Origin of the sequence: Pseudomonas sp. TCU-HL1 (genome assembly GCF_001708505.1) — a bacterium.
Classification (GTDB): Bacteria; Pseudomonadota; Gammaproteobacteria; order Pseudomonadales; family Pseudomonadaceae; genus Metapseudomonas.
Window position 1 is genome coordinate 5,759,495 of sequence record NZ_CP015992.1, and the last position, 16,981, is coordinate 5,776,475.

Here is a 16,981-nt window from a genome sequence, read left to right on the forward strand (position 1 = left end):
GGGGCTAACAAGACCGTCCAGTCACCCGACGTCAACCCCTCTAACGTACGACTTTAAGCCAATCTCCTGGTTTCGGCTCGCCGATTGGATACAAATTATTAAGTAATCGAATACGATTTTCCAGATCCGTCTGCGTCCCTGGCAGCTTGCTGTCACGGGCCAGGCTGGCAATGGTCTGCCCGGACTTCACCTGGATCATATGCAGACGCAATGGTTGGGCCAGGGCCATCTCTTCCTTCTTCAGCGGACGGAAGCTCCTGATGACCGAGAGGAAGTGGTCGTCCTGGCTCTCCAGCGATGCCCGATTGCGAATGGCGCCGACGAACAGATACGCCTTGGCGTCCTTGTAGATTACCGCCACCCGGCGCGCCGGATTACCTGGCAACACAGCGGTAGCACCCGGCAGCCCGGCCTGCTGCAGCGGCTCCTCCATGGCCAGGCGCTGTCTGCCTGCCTTCTGTCGCAGGTAATCGGTCGGTGTCAGGCCGGGCTGTTTTCCATCCAGCGTCATAGCAATGAACGCCTGCTGGTCGGCGCTGTGGGTGATCACGGCGTCAGGACGGTTCACCAACCCCCAGCCCTCGGGAAATTGAAAGGTGAAGTTCAATTCGGTGTGGTAGAAGCCCTGACCCCGGCGCACACCGGTTTCCGCCGAGTCGCCGAACGGCAGCCCCTCCAGGTGCTTGAGAAAGACCTCTCGATTCACCACCTGATTCCCACCCGCCAGGGCACCGGCCGGCCCCACCACCTGTTTCAGCCGGGTGTCGTTGTCCGGGTGGGTATCGAACAGGCCGTGATATCCCGACGGCGGCGCGTCCTGCCCCTTGCGCCGGGCCTGGTCACGGGCGAAGTCCTCCTGGTTCTTCAGCACCTTCACCACTTCGATCATGGCCTGCGGGTCGTAGCCACTGCGCGCGAGGTACTGGGCGCCAAGGCCATCGGCCTCCAGCTCCATGTCACGGCCGTAGCCACGCACGAACGCGGAACCCAGCGCATTGGTCAGGTCGCCCGCCGCGCCAACGCCAGTACCAATAGCGACCGCCTGCCCAAGTACGTTCCAGGCGGTGGACTGGCTTTGCTGCTGCACGCTGTGCCGCGCAGTAACGTGCCCCACCTCATGCCCCAGGACGGCCGCGAGCTCGGCTTCCGAATTCAGATAGGCCAACAGACCACGGTGGATATAGATGTAGCCACCAGGAAGGGCGAACGCGTTGATGTCCGGTGAATCCACCACCGTGAACTGATAAGGGATATTGCTGCGGTGGCTATGGGTGGAAACTCGTTGCCCCACCTGCTGCACATAGGCCTGGAGCTTTTCATCGGCATAACGCGGATTCTGCCTGGCGATTTCCTGGTTATAGCGACGACCGAGGTCCAGCTCCTGCTGCTCGCTCATCATCACGAAGTTGGTTCGTCCGGTCGCCGGGTTGACCGCGCAGCCTGCCAGGAGGAAGGAAGCCAGGAGCAGCGCCAGTCCGAGCGCAGGCCATTTCATCGAAGCACCTCAAGCATGGAGTGATGGGTAAGCGGGAGCATCCAGCGGGAGTCCTTCGTATTTACGCCGCCCCTTCGCGCACGGTCAATGACCCACCCCCGCGCTTCGATTCGCCGTCCCGCCAAACGCTGCAATGCACTGGCATCGAACTGGCGCAGTTGCTTCAGCTCGACTCGCAGCACGACCGGCCCATCCAGCTGCAACCAGACTCCGCCGCGATTCCGGTCGACCCTCGTCACCCATCCCCGCACCAGGGCAAATCCACCCTGGCGTAGCTGCCAAGGCGTCTGCTGTGGCGGGCGCTGCCAGATGCCGCGCCCAGCCTGGCGCGCCGTCCGCTCAGCTGCGGCGTGGCACTCGCTGAGCGCCGCATTGGGCGCAATGGCCACGTGGAACGCCAGGCCCTCCACGAGCAGGCGCTCTTCCAGGTTTCGCCCTCGACTGTCATAGAGATGTGCGAGAGTCCGGCCATATCGGTCCTTCGGCTCACGCCCGACGCGCATTTGCACCCGCCCGCCACTGACCCTTACCAGTTCATCCAGACGCTTGCGAGCCGCTTCTGCGTAGGGCTCGGCCTTCCGCCCCTTGCGAGCCAATTCAGGCGCATTCAGACCAATCAGACGGACGCTTCGGCCATCAATCAGGCGCAGGGTGTCGCCATCGACGACTTTTCTGACTTTATAGGTAGGGAGATTGCCCGGAACCGGGCAGACGGCCTGAAGGGGGAAACTCAGGACCGCAAAAAAGAAAAAGGCGCCTGCTAGAGGCGCCTTTCTTGTCAGCGGGGACTTGGCCACTTGGCCTTCCCGGGCTGTTTCGGCCCTTACTTGGCGCCGAACACGCCGAAACGCTGCTTGAAGCGATCGATACGGCCGCCGGTGTCCAGAACCTTCTGCTTACCGGTGTAGAACGGGTGGCACTCGGAGCATACGTCGAGGCTGATGTTCTTACCCAGGGTGGAGCGGGTCTTGATGACGTTACCGCAGCTGCAGGTAGCTTCGATCGCTACGTACTCGGGATGGATTTCCGGTTTCATTGCTTGATCCTCAGGTCTGGCGTGCCGCCACCCGACCCTATGTCGAGCACCGCACGGAAACAGGCGGGGGATGATACCAGAGTGATGGGGTGTTGCAACCTGCCGGCCGCACCGGCTGTCGTGCGGCACCATGCTAAGATCGCGCCTTTTCGAAGGGACCGCCCGCTTGCCCGACGCCCCCATTCTGCGCCTCGCCCTGCCCTCGCCCCTGCGCCGGCTGTTCGATTACCGGGCACCGGCCGGGGTACCTCGCGCCGCCTTGCAACCGGGCGTGCGCCTGCGCGTGCCCTTCGGACGCCGCGAGATCATCGGCGTACTGATTGAACTGGCAGAGAACAGCGACGTTCCGGCGGACAAGCTCAAGCCGGCCCTGGAGTTGCTGGACAGCAATCCGCCCCTGCCACCATCACTGTTCAAGCTCTGCCTGTGGACAGCCCAGTACTACCAGCACAGCCTCGGCGACACCCTGAGTTGGGCCTTGCCGGTATTGCTGCGCCAGGGCGAACCCGCCGAAGCCCGGCAAGAGCGCTTCTGGCACGCGGCTCCCGGCGCCAGCCTCGATGACCCTCGCCTGGCCCGTGCACCGCGCCAGCGCCAGGCCCTGAGCACCCTCGCACAACATCCCCACGGCGTCGCCCATCAGTTACTCAGCCAGTTGCAGCTGAACAAGGACAGCCTGGACATCCTGCTGGAGAAAGGGCTGGCCCGGGTCGAAGTGCGCCGCCATGCACCCAGCGAACGCCACGGCCCACTGCTGGCCCAGCCGGAGTTGCCGCTCAACCCCGAACAACGCGCCGCATTCGATGCGGTGCATGCGTCCTTCGGTGGTTTCAACGCCCTGCTCCTGGCTGGCGTCACCGGCAGCGGCAAGACCGAGGTCTACCTGCAACTCATTCGCCAGACCCTCGAAGCCGGCAAGCAAGCCCTGGTACTGATCCCGGAGATCAACCTCGGCCCCCAGACACTCGAGCGTTTCTCGCGTCGCTTCAACGCACGGATCGCGCTGCTCCATTCTGCAGTGAACGACCGAGAACGTCTGGATGCCTGGTTGGCGGCTCGCGACGGCGAAGCCGACATCGTCATCGGCACACGCTCGGCACTGTTCACGCCACTGAAAAACCCCGGCCTGATCATCATCGACGAGGAGCACGACGCGTCCTATAAGCAACAGGAAGGCCTGCGCTACCACGCCCGCGACCTGGCACTGGTACGCGCCCGCCAGGAGAACATTCCGATCCTGCTGGGCTCGGCCACCCCCTCACTGGAGAGCCTGCAGAACGCCCACGCCGGTCGCTACGGCCTGCTGCGCCTGACCCAGCGCGCCGGCGGTGCCAAGCAGCCGCGCTTCCTGCGCCTGGATGTGAAAAGCCTGCCGCTGGATTCCGGCATCTCCATGCCACTGCAGCAAGCCATCACCCAGACCCTGGCCGCCGGGCAGCAGGTGCTGGTATTCCTCAACCGTCGCGGTTTCGCCCCCACCCTGCTGTGCCACGACTGCGGCTGGATCAGCCAATGCCCGCGCTGCGACGCCCGCATGACGCTGCACCAGCGCTTCAACGAGATGCGCTGTCACCATTGCGGCCACACGCAGCGCCAGCCCGCCAGTTGCCCCGACTGCGGCCGGGTCGACCTGCGCCCGGTGGGCGCCGGCACCGAGCGTGCCGAAGAACGCCTGTCGATCCTCTTCCCGAAGACGCCCGTGCTGCGCATCGACCGCGACAGCACGTCTCGCAAGGACGCCATGGACAAGCTGTTCGCCACCATCCAGCGCGGCGAACCCTGCATCCTCGTTGGCACCCAGATGCTCGCCAAGGGGCACCACTTCCCACGAGTGACCCTGGTCGCCATTCTCGATGCCGATGGCGGCCTGTTCTCCGCCGATTTCCGTGCCAGCGAGCGCATGGCCCAGCTCATCGTCCAGGTTGCCGGCCGTGCTGGGCGCGCCGAGGAGCCGGGGCGCGTGATCATCCAGACTCACCTGGCCGAGCATCCCTTGCTCGTGCAACTCACCGAGCAGGGCTATTTCGCCTTCGCCGAGCAAGCCCTGAGCGAACGGCGTGGCGCCGGCCTGCCACCTTTCGCCCACCTCACCCTGCTCCGTGCCGAAGCCCACAAACCCGGCCAGGCGGAGGAGTTTCTCGACAACGCCTGCGCCGAGGCCGAGCACATGCTGACGGAGCTGGGCCTGAGCGGCGTCGAACTGCTGGGGCCGGTTCCCGCGCCCATGGAGCGCCGTGCCGGCCGCTACCGGGCGCAGCTGCTACTGCAGGCCAACGCCCGCGCCCCGCTGCACCGCCTGCTGACGCCCTGGAGCCAGGCACTGGAACAACTACCTGGTGGCCGCGCGGTACGTTGGTCGCTGGACGTCGACCCCATCGACCTGTTCTAGCGCGGACCACCCGGCCGATATCACCGATTGGCCCTTGCAGCTCGCCGCTTAAAACTTGAAGCTGCGGCCGCAGGCCGCCGATAATGCACAGTTTTCAACCAGCGCCAGCCCTCCCCAGGGCGGCCGGAAGAGCAGAAGATGAAAGACACCATTCGCCAGCTGATCCAGCAAGCCCTGACCCGTCTCACCAACGAGGGCGTGCTGCCCGAGGGCCTCAGCCCGGTCATCCAGGTGGAAAACACCAAGGACAAGACCCACGGCGACTTCGCCAGCAACATCGCCATGATGCTGGCCAAACCCGCCAGCATGAAGCCGCGCGACCTGGCGGAGAAGCTCATCGCCGCCCTGCCCCAGGACGACCAGGTGTCCAAGGTGGAGATCGCCGGCCCCGGCTTCCTGAACTTCTTCCAGAACTCCCAGGCCCTGGCCCAGCGCCTCGAAGCGGCCCTGGCCGACGACCGCCTCGGCGTACGCAAGAACGGCCCGCAACAGCGCGTCGTCGTCGACTTGTCGGCGCCGAACCTGGCCAAGGAGATGCACGTCGGCCACCTGCGCTCCACCATCATCGGTGACGGCGTGGCCCGCGTCCTGGAGTTCCTCGGTGACACCGTGATCCGCCAGAACCACGTGGGCGACTGGGGCACCCAGTTCGGCATGCTGCTGGCCTACATGCAGGAACAGCCGGTAGGCAGCGATGCCGAACTCTCCGACCTGGAATCCTTCTACCGCGCCGCCAAGAAGCGCTTCGACGAATCCCCCGAATTCGCCGACCGCGCCCGCGAGCTGGTGGTCAAGCTGCAAGCCGGCGACCCCGACTGCCTGAGCCTGTGGACCCGCTTCAACGATATCTCCCTGAGCCACTGCCAGGCTGTTTACGACCGCCTCGGCGTGAAGCTCACCATGGCCGACGTGAAGGGCGAAAGCGCCTACAACGACGACCTGCCCAATGTGGTTGCCGACCTGCGCACCAAGGGGCTGCTCACCGAGAGCGACGGTGCCCTGTGCGTATTCATGGACGAGTTCAAGAACGCCGAAGGCAACCCGCTGCCGCTGATCGTGCAGAAAGCCGGCGGCGGCTATCTCTATGCCACCACCGACCTGGCTGCCACCCGCTACCGCAGCGGCGTGCTCAAGGCCGACCGCGCGCTGTACTTCGTCGACCAGCGCCAGGCCCTGCACTTCCAGATGGTCTTCGCCGCTGCTCGCCTGGCGGGCTTCGTGCCGACGAGCTTCGAGATGGAACACATGGGTTTCGGCACCATGAACGGCGCCGATGGCCGCCCCTTCAAGACCCGCGACGGCGGCACCGTGAAGCTGATCGACCTGCTGGACGAAGCCGAACAGCGCGCCTACGACCTCGTGAAGGCCAAGAACCCCGAGCTGGACGAAGCCGAGTTGCGTCAGATCGCCCGCGCAGTGGGCATCGGTGCCGTGAAGTACGCCGACCTGTCAAAACACCGCACCAGCGACTACAGCTTCAACTTCGAAATGATGCTGAGCTTCGAGGGCAACACCGCGCCCTACCTGCTCTACGCCTACACCCGTGTGGCCAGTGTGTTCCGCAAGCGGGGCTTGGACTTCAACGAAGTGGACGGCCAGATCGTCCTCGCTGCCGAACAGGAGCAAGCCCTGGCCGCCAAGCTGGCGCAGTTTACCGACACCCTGAACAACGTCGCTGCGAAAGGCGTGCCGCACATCCTCTGTGCCTACCTCTACGACCTGGCCGGCCTGTTCTCCAGTTTCTACGAGAACTGCCCGATCCTCACCGCGGAAGACCAGGCGACCCAGCAGAGCCGCCTGCGCCTTGCCGCACTGACCGGCCGCACCCTCAAGCAAGGTCTCGAACTGCTGGGCCTGCAAACCCTGGAACGCATGTAACGGACTATGGCGAAGAAAAAACCTGCACCCAAGCGCGGAGCCAGCCGCTACCAGGCGCCGGCCAAGAAACCGGTGCCCGGCTGGGTCTGGCTGGTCATGGGCCTGGTCATCGGCGCCTTCGTGGTGTTCCTGAGCCAGCTCGAGCCGGGCCGCGACGAAGTGCGCCGGGCCAAGCCCGAGCAAGCAGCCTCTGGCAGCGCCAGTGGTGGCAGCAATGGCAACGGCAAGGCCAAGCCAACGCCAGCGCCAGCGCCAGCGCCCCAGGAACCGGTGAAGCCCAAGTACGACTTCTACACGCTGCTGCCGGAGTCGGAAGTCATAGTTCCGCCGGAGGCGGTGCAGAAGGAGACGCCGCCCGCGCAGCCGGAGCAGAAGCCGGTCACCCCGGAAGAAGCCGCCAAGATCGACGCCGCGCGCGCCCAGGCCGCCCTCAATGGCGAGACCCCGCCTCCGCCGCCGGTGGTGGCCAAGGCACCGGTCACCAACCAGTTCTTCCTCCAGGCCGGTTCGTTCCGCAAGCGCGATGACGCCGACCGGGTACGTGCGCAGATCATCCTGCTCGGGCAGAACGTGCAGGTGGAATCCGGTACCGTCCGCGAGGAAACCTGGTACCGCGTACTGGTCGGTCCCTACGCCAACCGCGAGCAACTCGCCTCGGCGCAGAAGCAACTGGCGGGAAGCGGCTTCAGCAACCTGCTGTTACAGCAGCGCCAGAGCCGTTGAGCTGCTGGCGGCTCGTTGAAAAACGTCGGCGAGGCAGCCGATGCGAGGCAGAAACAGGCGAAAAAGCGGAGTTTACGAGTTGTAAATGAGCATTTTGAGCCTGTTTCTAACGAAGCACCGGCAACGCAGGTAGTTTTTCAACAGTCTGCCAATCGTCCGTGCCCGGTTGAAAAGCCGGGCAAGGCCCCCCATCTGAGTTTCCATTCGGGCATTTCGCCCCGCTGCGTGGAGACTCTCCCCTTGACCACCATCGTTTCAGTCCGCCGCAATGGCAAAGTCGTCATGGGCGGCGACGGCCAGGTTTCCCTCGGCAACACCGTCATGAAGAGCAATGCCCGCAAGGTCCGCCGTCTCTACCACGGCCAGGTCCTGGCCGGCTTCGCCGGTGCCACCGCCGACGCCTTCACCCTGTTCGAACGCTTCGAAGGGCAGCTGGAAAAACACCAGGGCCATCTGGTCCGCGCGGCCGTCGAACTGGCCAAGGACTGGCGTACCGACCGTTCCCTGAGCCGCCTGGAAGCCATGCTCGCTGTGGCGAACAAGGACGCCTCGCTGATCATCACCGGCAACGGTGACGTGGTCGAACCCGAGCAGGGCCTTATCGCCATGGGCTCCGGCGGCGGTTTCGCCCAGGCCGCTGCTCTGGCCCTGTTGCAACACACCGAATTGTCCGCCCGTGAAGTCACCGAGACCGCGTTGAACATCGCCGGCTCCATTTGCGTCTTCACTAACCAGAACCTGACCATCGAGGAGCTGGACAGCGCCGAATAAGGCTGCCGTCCCGCATTGGAGCCATTTTCATGTCCATGACGCCCCGCGAAATCGTCCACGAACTCAATCGCCACATCGTTGGCCAGGACGACGCCAAGCGCGCCGTCGCCATTGCCCTGCGCAACCGCTGGCGGCGCATGCAGCTGCCGGCCGAGCTGCGCGCCGAGGTCACGCCGAAGAACATCCTGATGATCGGCCCGACCGGCGTCGGCAAGACCGAGATCGCCCGCCGCTTGGCCAAGCTGGCCAACGCCCCCTTCCTCAAGGTCGAGGCGACCAAGTTCACCGAAGTGGGCTACGTCGGCCGGGACGTCGAATCGATCATCCGCGACCTCGCCGACGCGGCGATCAAGATGATGCGCGAGCAGGAGATGCACAAGGTCCGTTACCGTGCCGAAGACGCCGCCGAAGAGCGCGTCCTCGACGCCCTGCTGCCCCCGGCCCGCACCGGCTTCGGCGATGAGCAGCCGCGCGAAGACTCGAACACGCGTCAGCTGTTCCGCAAGCGCCTGCGCGAAGGCCAGCTGGACGACAAGGAAATCGATATCGACGTGGCCGAGTCCCCGGCCGGCGTGGAAATCATGGCCCCGCCCGGCATGGAGGAAATGACCAACCAGCTGCAGAACCTCTTCTCCAACCTTGGCAAGGGCAAGCACAAGACCCGCAAGCTGAAGGTCAAGGAAGCCATGAAGCTGGTACGCGACGAAGAAGCCGCGCGCCTGGTCAACGAGGAAGAGCTGAAAGCCGCTGCCCTGGAAGCCGTGGAGCAGAACGGCATCGTCTTCATCGACGAGATCGACAAGGTCGCCAAGCGCGGCAATGTCGGCGGCGCTGATGTCTCCCGCGAAGGCGTGCAACGCGACCTGCTGCCGCTGATCGAAGGCTGCACCGTGAACACCAAGCTGGGCATGGTCAAGACTGACCACATCCTGTTCATCGCGTCCGGCGCCTTCCACCTGTCCAAGCCCAGCGATCTGGTGCCGGAGCTTCAGGGCCGCCTGCCGATCCGCGTCGAGCTCAAAGCCCTCTCGCCGGAAGATTTCGAGCGCATTCTCACCGAGCCCCACGCGTCGCTGACCGAGCAGTACAGCGCGCTGCTGAAGACCGAAGGCCTGAACGTCGAGTTCCTGCAGGACGGCATCAAGCGCCTGGCCGAGATCGCCTGGCAGGTCAACGAGAAGACCGAGAACATCGGTGCTCGCCGCCTGCACACCCTGCTCGAACGCCTGCTGGAAGAAGTCTCCTTCAGCGCTGGCGACCTCGCCGCGCAGCATGACGAGACGCCGATTCGCATCGACGCGGCCTACGTCAACGGCCACCTCGGCGAACTGGCCCAGGACGAAGACCTTTCGCGCTACATTCTCTGACAGACGCGGATCACGGACAGCCGGCACTCGCCGGCTTTCTGTTATTGGAGACCCCGAAATGCGAATCCCCAGCGGTATCGAACTGCACAAGGCGTCCAGAACCCTGACCCTCAAGTACGGGCCAGGGGAAAGCTACACGCTCAGCGCCGAGTTCCTGCGCGTGCATTCTCCTTCTGCCGAGGTACAGGGCCACGGCAAACCGATCCTCCAGTACGGCAAGATCAATGTCGGCCTGAGCAAGCTGGAACCGGCCGGCAACTATGCCCTGAAATTGACCTTCGACGATGGCCACGACAGCGGCCTGTTCACCTGGGACTACCTCTACCAGCTCGCCACCCGCCAGGAAGCGCTGTGGAACGACTATCTGCAGGAGCTTGCAGCGGCCGGCCGCTCCCGCGACCCCGACGAATCGGTGGTCAAGCTCATGCTCTGATGCAGTGCATTCCGCGCCCCATTCCAGCCCTTGCCGCCCAAGGTTAGGGCGTATTTTCTAATCGCTCGCGACATACTCCCGCTGCAGCGAACTCTCTGCGGTCAGCTTGCGCAAACTGACAAACTCGGGTAACCAAGATCTGGCAGGGTCCATGCATTTGGCATCGCCAGATACAGAGAAATACGCGAAGTTCGCTTCGCCTTCCCGGTAACCCGAGCGACTCAGCGCGCTGTACCGCCAGGCGCTGTTCGACTCAGGACAATGGAGCGTCGTAGATGAGCAACAAGAACAATGAAGACCTGCAACGCCAAGCCTCGGACAACACCCTGAACCTCAATCCGGTGATAGGGATCCGCGGCAAGGACTTGCTGTCTTCAGCTCGGATGGTGCTGTTGCAAGCCATCAAGCAACCTTTCCACAGTGCAAAACATGTCGCTCATTTCGGCCTGGAACTGAAGAACGTGCTGCTCGGCCAATCCGGCCTGCAACCGGAAGCCGACGACCGCCGTTTCAACGATCCGGCCTGGAGCCAGAATCCGCTCTACAAGCGCTACCTGCAGACCTACCTCGCCTGGCGCAAGGAGCTGCACAGCTGGATCGACGAAAGCAACCTCTCTGCCCAGGACACCAGCCGCGGCCACTTCGTCATCAACCTGATGACCGAAGCCATGGCCCCCACCAACACCATGGCCAACCCGGCAGCGGTCAAGCGCTTCTTCGAAACCGGCGGCAAGAGCCTGCTGGATGGCCTCTCCCACCTGGCCAAGGACATGGTGAACAACGGCGGCATGCCCAGCCAGGTGAACATGGACGCCTTCGAGGTCGGCCAGAACGTCGCCACCACCGAAGGCGCCGTGGTCTATCGCAACGACGTCCTCGAGCTGATCCAGTACAAGCCCATTACCGAAAGCGTGCATGAGCGCCCCCTGCTGGTGGTGCCGCCGCAGATCAACAAGTTCTACGTCTTCGACCTGTCGCCGGAGAAAAGCCTCGCGCGCTTCTGCCTGCGCAACGGCCTGCAAACCTTCATCATCAGTTGGCGCAACCCGACCAAGGCCCAGCGCGAATGGGGCCTGTCCACCTACATCGAGGCCCTCAAGGAAACCATCGATGTGGTGCTGAAGATCACCGGGAGCAAGGACCTCAACATGCTTGGGGCCTGTTCCGGCGGCATCACCACGGTCGCCCTGCTCGGTCACTACCAGGCCATCGGCGAGAACAAGGTCAATGCCTTCACCCAGATGGTCAGCGTGCTCGACTTCAATCTCGACACCCAGGTCGCCCTGTTCGCCGACGAAATGACCCTCGAAGCCGCCAAACGCCGCTCTTACCAAGCCGGCGTGCTGGAGGGCAAGGACATGGCCAAGGTCTTCGCCTGGATGCGCCCCAACGACCTGATCTGGAATTACTGGGTCAACAACTACCTGCTCGGCAACGAGCCACCGGCCTTCGACATCCTCTACTGGAACAACGACACCACGCGCCTGCCCGCGGCCTTCCACGGCGAGCTGGTGGAGATGTTCAAGACCAACCCGCTGACCCGCGCCAACGCGCTGGAGGTCTGCGGCACCCCCATCGACCTCAAGCAGGTCACCTGCGACTTCTACTGCCTCGCCGGCACCTCGGACCATATCACCCCGTGGGAGGCCTGCTATCGCTCAGCGCGACTGCTGGGTGGCAAGTGCGAGTTCGTGCTGTCCAACAGCGGCCACATCCAGAGCATTCTCAACCCGCCGGGCAACCCCAAGGCGCGCTTCTCCACCAGCAGCGACATGCCGGCCGATCCCAAGGTCTGGCTGGAGAACGCCACCAAACACGCCGACTCCTGGTGGCTGCACTGGCAACAGTGGATCAGCGAGCGCTCCGGCAAGACCAAGAAAGCCAACTTCACCCTGGGCAACAAGGCCTTCCCGGCCGGTGAAGCGGCGCCCGGCACCTACGTGCACGAGCGATGACAGACTGCGCCCTGCGCACCACTGCCCCTGGCACCGGGATGTGCCTTGCGCGCCGTCGGCACTTGCCGACGGCGCTGCCCAGGCACCGCCTGGCAGATTCGGGAAAGGCGCCTGGCGGCCTTGCCCGACTTTCCAATCAATAGGGCTCCGCGCATGCCGCTACCTTTCGTATTCCGCACCATCGAGCTGGACGGACAGACCATCCGAACCGCCGTCCGCCCCGGCAAGTCGCACATGACACCGCTGCTGATCTTCAACGGCATCGGCGCCAACCTCGAACTGGTGTTCCCCTTCGTCCAGGCCCTGGACCCGGACCTGGAGGTGATTGCCTTCGATGTGCCAGGCGTCGGTGGCTCGTCCACGCCGAGCCGACCCTACCGCTTCTGCGGCTTGGCCAAGCTGGCCGCGCGCATGCTGGATTACCTGGACTACGGGCAGGTCAGCGCCATCGGCGTGTCATGGGGAGGCGCCCTGGCCCAGCAGTTCGCCCACGACTATCCCGAGCGCTGCAAGAAACTGATCCTCGCCGCCACCTCGGCCGGCGCCGTGATGGTGCCAGGCAAGCCCAAGGTCCTCTGGCGCATGGCCAGCCCTCGGCGCTACATCCAGCCGTCCTACGGCGTGCACATTGCCCCGGATATCTACGGCGGTGCATTCCGCCGCGACCCGGGCCTGGCCATGGCCCACGCCAGCAAGGTGCGCTCCTCCGGCAAGATGGGCTACTACTGGCAACTGTTCGCCGGGCTTGGCTGGACCAGCATCCATTGGCTGCACCGCATTCGCCAGCCAACCCTGGTGCTGGCCGGCGACGATGATCCGATCATCCCGCTGGTGAACATGCGCTTGCTGGCCTGGCGCATCCCCAACGCGGAACTTCACGTGATCGACGACGGTCACCTGTTCCTCGTGACCCGTGCCGAAACCGTGGCACCGATCATCATGAAATTCCTCGCCGAGGAACGTCAGCGGGCGGTGATCCACCCCCAGGCAGTGCCGCTGCGAAGCGGTTGAAACCGCTACCGCTCCCTTGTGGGGCGGTGGTTTGGCGCCCGAACCAGAGCGGTGCGCATTGTCATCAACTTGAATTCTGCCCGCGATAGTCTGGAATGCACTTCGGGCTCCTGATGGTACAACCCTTGCTGTAGACCTCCTGAACCACGGACCGAATACGGAGCGTTGCCCCATGCGAGAAAAACAAATCCCGGGCACCTTGCCGGTACCTGCCGCCTTCATGAACGCCCAGAACGCCATAGTCGGTCTGCGCGGCAAGGATCTGTTTTCCACAGTGCGCAATCTGGCGCTGCAAGGACTGCGGCATCCGGTGCACAGCGCGCGGCACGCGCTCGCCTTCGGCGGCCAGGTCGGCCGTGCGCTGCTCGGCGATACGCTGCATCAGCCCAATCCGCAGGACAGCCGCTTCGCCGACCCGTCCTGGCAGCATAATCCCTTCTATCGGCGCGGCCTGCAGGTCTACTTGGCCTGGCAGAAACAACTGAGCGCATGGATCGACGAGAGCGACCTCAAGGACGACGACCGAGCGCGTGCCCGGTTCGTCCTCGCCCAACTGAGCGACGCCTTTTCGCCCACCAACAGCTTGCTTAACCCGCTGGCGGTGAAGGAGCTCTTCAACACCGGCGGCCTCAGCCTGGTCAAGGGACTCGGCCATCTGGTGGACGACCTGCTGCACAACGACGGCATGCCCAGCCAGGTCAGCAAGCACGCCTTCGAAATCGGTCGCAACCTTGCCACCACCACCGGCGCCGTGGTCTTCCGCAACGAGTTGCTGGAACTGATCCAGTACAAACCCATGAGCGAGAAGCAGTACCTGCGCCCGCTGCTGGTGGTGCCGCCGCAGATCAACAAGTACTACATCTTCGACCTCAGCCCGGAGAAGAGCTTTGTCCAATACGCGCTGAAGAATGGCCTGCAAGTGTTCATGGTCAGCTGGCGCAACCCCGACGCGCGACACCGCGAATGGGGCCTGTCGACCTATGTACAAGCCCTGGAAGAAGCCTTTGAAGCCTGCCGCGCCATTACTGGCAGCAAGGAAGTGAACCTGGTGGGAGCATGTGCCGGCGGTCTCACCATCGCCGCACTGCAAGGGCACCTGCAGGCGCGCCGACAACTGCGCAAGGTCACCAGCTCCACCTACCTGGTCAGCCTGCTGGACAGCCAGGTGGAAAGCCCCGCGATGCTCTTCGCCGATGAACAGACCCTGGAAGCGGCCAAGCGCCGCTCCTACCAGGCTGGCGTACTGGACGGGAAGGACATGGCCAAGGTCTTCGCCTGGATGCGCCCCAACGACCTGGTGTGGAACTACTTCGTCAACAACTACCTGCTGGGTCGCCAGCCGCCGGCCTTCGACATCCTTTACTGGAACAACGACAACACCCGCCTTCCCGCCGCGTTGCACGGCGACATGCTGGACTTCTTCAAGCACAACCCACTGGCCCGCAGCGGCGGCCTGGAAATCTGCGGCACCCCCATCGACCTGCAGAAGGTCACGGTGGACAGTTTCAATGTCGCCGGCATCAACGACCACATCACGCCGTGGGACGCGGTCTACCGCTCGGCACTGCTGCTGGGAGGCGACAGCCGCTTCGTGCTGTCCAGCAGCGGCCATATCCAGAGCATCCTCAACCCGCCGGGCAATCCCAAGGCCAACTTCTACGAGAATGGCAAGCTCAGCTCCGATCCGCGCGCCTGGTATTACGACGCCAAGCACGTGCAGGGCAGTTGGTGGCCGCAGTGGCTGGGCTGGATCCAGGAGCGCTCAGGCGAACAGCGGGAAACCATCATGGCCCTGGGCAACCAGGACTATCCGCCCATGGAAGCCGCGCCTGGAACCTACGTGCACGTACGCTGACACCCTTGCGGGCCGGCCGGGCACGCCCCGGCCAGCCCATCACCCTCTACGAAAGCCTGGCAAGAACCCTGGATGAAGACCCGCGACCGCATCCTCGAATGCGCCCTCGAACTGTTCAACCGTAACGGCGAGCCCAACGTCACCACCCTGGAAATCGCCACCGAACTGGGCATCAGTCCCGGCAACCTCTACTACCACTTCCACGGCAAGGAGCCGCTGGTGATGGCGCTGTTCGAGCGCTTCCGGGAGGAGCTGGCGCCGTTGCTCGACCCCCCGGACGACGCTCAACTGGATGAAGAGGATTACTGGCTGTTCCTGCACCTGATCGTCGAGCGCCTGGCACAGTACCGCTTCCTCTTCCAGGACCTCTCCAACCTCGCCGGGCGCCTGCCAAAGCTGGCCCGTGGCATGCGCAACTGGCTGAATCACCTCAAGCGCACCCTGGCCGCCCTGCTCGCCCGACTCAAGGCCGAACGGCAGTTGGTCAGCGATACGGAGGCCCTGGGACAACTGGTGGAGCAGATCACCCTCACACTGCTGTTTTCGCTCGATTACCAGCGCGTGCTGGGCAGCGGCGGCGAAATACGCCTGGTCGTCTACCAGGTGATGATGCTGGTCGCCCCGCACCTGCGCCCCGGTCCCCGGCACGCCGCCGAAAGCCTGGCCCGGCGTTACCTGGAGGCCTGAAACGCAAACGCCCGGACAAGCCGGGCGTTTGCGTCATACCGATAAAGCTCAGGACTGGCTGGACGGCGGAGTCGCTGCCGGGGCCGGTGCGGCCGGAACTACGCTGGGAGCCGGAGCAGCAGCGGCGGCCGGAGCTGCCGGTGCCGGGCTCGCGGCCGGTGCAGCAGGCTTGGCGGCTTTGGGCGCGGAGGGCTTTTTCACTGCAGGTTTCTTCGCGGCAGCGGGTTTCGCTGCCGCGGGCTTGGCAGCGACGGCCGGTTTGGCAGCGGGCTTCGCGGCCGCAGGCTTCGCCGCAGCAGCTTTCGGTGCAGCCGGTTTCGCGGCTGGCTTGGCAGCAGCAGCCTTAGCCTTGGGCGCAGGCTTGGCAGCAGCGACCTTGGCAGCCGGTTTCGCGACGGACTTGGCAGCGGGCTTCACAGCAGCCTTGGTGGCCGGCTTGGCGGCTACTTTGGCTGCAGGCTTGGCCACCGATTTGGCCGACACACCAGTGAGTTTTTCGAGCTGCTTGGTCAGGGCGTCCACCTTGCCTTGCAGGTCCTTCACTTCAGTGCGGCTGGGCACGCCGAGGCGGGAAATGGCGCTGTTCAGTCGCTTGTCGAAAGCTTCTTCCAGCTCACTCCACTTGCCGATCGCCTTGCCCTTGACCTCTTCGACCTTGGACTTGGCCGAACCCACACGGGTACCGACCTTGGACTTGACCGCGTCTACCTGCTTGTCCACCTCGGTCTTGGCCTGCTTTTCAGCCTTCTCACCATCCTTGACCAGCGTATCGAACAGCTTGGAGCCGTCGTTGCTGACCTTCGAGTAGGCCCCCAAGCCAGCCAGCCAGATCTGGCGCGAGTATTTCTCGATCTCGCCGATCCAGGAGTTGGTGTCTTTATCGGTTTTCTTCTTGCCAGCCATCCTGCTCTCCTTATTTGGTTCGCGCGACGTGCTCGAGCAACGCGCTCAGCTCATCAAGCTTAGCAGAGAGTGCCTCAACGTCCTGCCGGGAGGGAATACCTATGCGGTTCAGGGCACTGGCCACCCGGTTGTCGAATGCCTTCTCGATCTTGTCGAGCTGCACTTCGACCTTTTCCTTCACGCCCGTGACGCTGTGCTTCACGCTGTCGAACTGGCTGTTGGCCGCCTCGACCTGCTCATCGACGAGTTTCTTGCCCTGCTTCTCGACGCCTTCGCCGGCCTTCACCAGTTCCTTGAAGTAGTCGACGCCTTCGGCGCCGGCCTTGGCGTAGGCACCCAGGCCAGCCAGCCAGATCTTGCGGGCGTAGAGCTTCACGTCGGTCAGGACGGTGGATTTGCTTTCTACTTTCTCGACTTTCTTTTTGACGGCTACTTTGGCCATGGTGCACCTCACGCTGAAAGGTAGATGACTCGCCCT

15 protein-coding genes are annotated in these 16,981 nt (G+C 64.0%); 10 read left to right on the forward strand and 5 right to left on the reverse strand.

Annotation, left to right across the window (positions count from 1 at the left end):
• Nucleotides 1-40: 40 nt before the first annotated feature.
• The 3 genes from THL1_RS26340 to rpmE are packed head-to-tail and all read right to left on the reverse strand — an operon-like array spanning nucleotide 41 to nucleotide 2,531.
• A complete protein-coding gene (locus THL1_RS26340; protein ID WP_069085998.1) occupies nucleotides 41-1,495 on the reverse strand; it encodes a M48 family metalloprotease in 1,455 nt (484 codons plus the stop codon).
• Nucleotides 1,492-2,292, reverse strand: a complete 801-nt coding sequence (locus THL1_RS26345; RefSeq protein ID WP_069085999.1) for a thermonuclease family protein — start codon at nucleotides 2,290-2,292, stop codon at nucleotides 1,492-1,494. The genes THL1_RS26340 and THL1_RS26345 overlap by 4 nt, the downstream gene beginning before the upstream one ends.
• Before the next feature lie 26 nt (nucleotides 2,293-2,318).
• A complete protein-coding gene (gene rpmE, locus THL1_RS26350) occupies nucleotides 2,319-2,531 on the reverse strand; it encodes a 50S ribosomal protein L31 (RefSeq protein ID WP_003453200.1) in 213 nt (70 codons plus the stop codon).
• A 130-nt stretch (nucleotides 2,532-2,661) separates the two neighbouring features.
• On the opposite strand from rpmE, the gene THL1_RS26355 reads away from it, so the two are divergent.
• The 10 genes from THL1_RS26355 to THL1_RS26400 all read left to right on the forward strand — a co-directional run bounded on the left by THL1_RS26355 (nucleotide 2,662) and on the right by THL1_RS26400 (nucleotide 15,600).
• The gene (locus tag THL1_RS26355) at nucleotides 2,662-4,920 is read left to right on the forward strand and encodes a primosomal protein N' (RefSeq protein WP_162493740.1); all 2,259 of its coding nucleotides are present in this window, start codon (nucleotides 2,662-2,664) and stop codon (nucleotides 4,918-4,920) included.
• A 138-nt stretch (nucleotides 4,921-5,058) separates the two neighbouring features.
• Nucleotides 5,059-6,798, forward strand: coding sequence for an arginine--tRNA ligase (gene argS, locus THL1_RS26360; protein ID WP_069086001.1), 1,740 nt, complete (start codon nucleotides 5,059-5,061; stop codon nucleotides 6,796-6,798).
• 6 nt (nucleotides 6,799-6,804) lie between these two features.
• Nucleotides 6,805-7,521 (forward strand): SPOR domain-containing protein, encoded by a 717-nt coding sequence (locus THL1_RS26365; RefSeq protein ID WP_069086002.1) that lies wholly within the window; start codon nucleotides 6,805-6,807, stop codon nucleotides 7,519-7,521.
• Between the two features lie 240 nt (nucleotides 7,522-7,761).
• On the forward strand, nucleotides 7,762-8,292 hold the full coding sequence (hslV, locus tag THL1_RS26370; RefSeq protein WP_069086003.1) for an ATP-dependent protease subunit HslV: 531 nt from the start codon (nucleotides 7,762-7,764) through the stop codon (nucleotides 8,290-8,292).
• A 29-nt stretch (nucleotides 8,293-8,321) separates the two neighbouring features.
• Nucleotides 8,322-9,659 carry an ATP-dependent protease ATPase subunit HslU gene (gene hslU, locus THL1_RS26375; protein WP_069086004.1) on the forward strand — a complete coding sequence of 446 codons (1,338 nt, stop codon included), beginning with the start codon at nucleotides 8,322-8,324 and terminating at the stop codon, nucleotides 9,657-9,659.
• A 58-nt stretch (nucleotides 9,660-9,717) separates the two neighbouring features.
• Complete coding sequence (locus THL1_RS26380) at nucleotides 9,718-10,092, forward strand: gamma-butyrobetaine hydroxylase-like domain-containing protein (protein WP_069086005.1); 375 nt, start codon at nucleotides 9,718-9,720, stop codon at nucleotides 10,090-10,092.
• 275 nt (nucleotides 10,093-10,367) lie between these two features.
• Nucleotides 10,368-12,047 (forward strand): class II poly(R)-hydroxyalkanoic acid synthase, encoded by a 1,680-nt coding sequence (phaC, locus tag THL1_RS26385; protein WP_069086006.1) that lies wholly within the window; start codon nucleotides 10,368-10,370, stop codon nucleotides 12,045-12,047.
• Between the two features lie 153 nt (nucleotides 12,048-12,200).
• Nucleotides 12,201-13,058, forward strand: a complete 858-nt coding sequence (phaZ, locus tag THL1_RS26390) for a poly(3-hydroxyalkanoate) depolymerase (protein WP_069086007.1) — start codon at nucleotides 12,201-12,203, stop codon at nucleotides 13,056-13,058.
• A gap of 172 nt (nucleotides 13,059-13,230) precedes the next feature.
• Nucleotides 13,231-14,913, forward strand: coding sequence for a class II poly(R)-hydroxyalkanoic acid synthase (gene phaC, locus THL1_RS26395; protein WP_069086008.1), 1,683 nt, complete (start codon nucleotides 13,231-13,233; stop codon nucleotides 14,911-14,913).
• A gap of 72 nt (nucleotides 14,914-14,985) precedes the next feature.
• Nucleotides 14,986-15,600, forward strand: coding sequence for a TetR/AcrR family transcriptional regulator (locus tag THL1_RS26400; RefSeq protein ID WP_069086009.1), 615 nt, complete (start codon nucleotides 14,986-14,988; stop codon nucleotides 15,598-15,600).
• A 48-nt stretch (nucleotides 15,601-15,648) separates the two neighbouring features.
• On the opposite strand, the gene THL1_RS26405 is transcribed toward THL1_RS26400, so the two are convergent.
• Both THL1_RS26405 and THL1_RS26410 read right to left on the reverse strand, forming a co-directional pair.
• Nucleotides 15,649-16,503, reverse strand: coding sequence for a phasin family protein (locus THL1_RS26405; protein WP_069086010.1), 855 nt, complete (start codon nucleotides 16,501-16,503; stop codon nucleotides 15,649-15,651).
• 10 nt (nucleotides 16,504-16,513) lie between these two features.
• On the reverse strand, nucleotides 16,514-16,945 hold the full coding sequence (locus THL1_RS26410) for a phasin family protein (RefSeq protein WP_069086011.1): 432 nt from the start codon (nucleotides 16,943-16,945) through the stop codon (nucleotides 16,514-16,516).
• Nucleotides 16,946-16,981 lie beyond the last annotated feature (36 nt).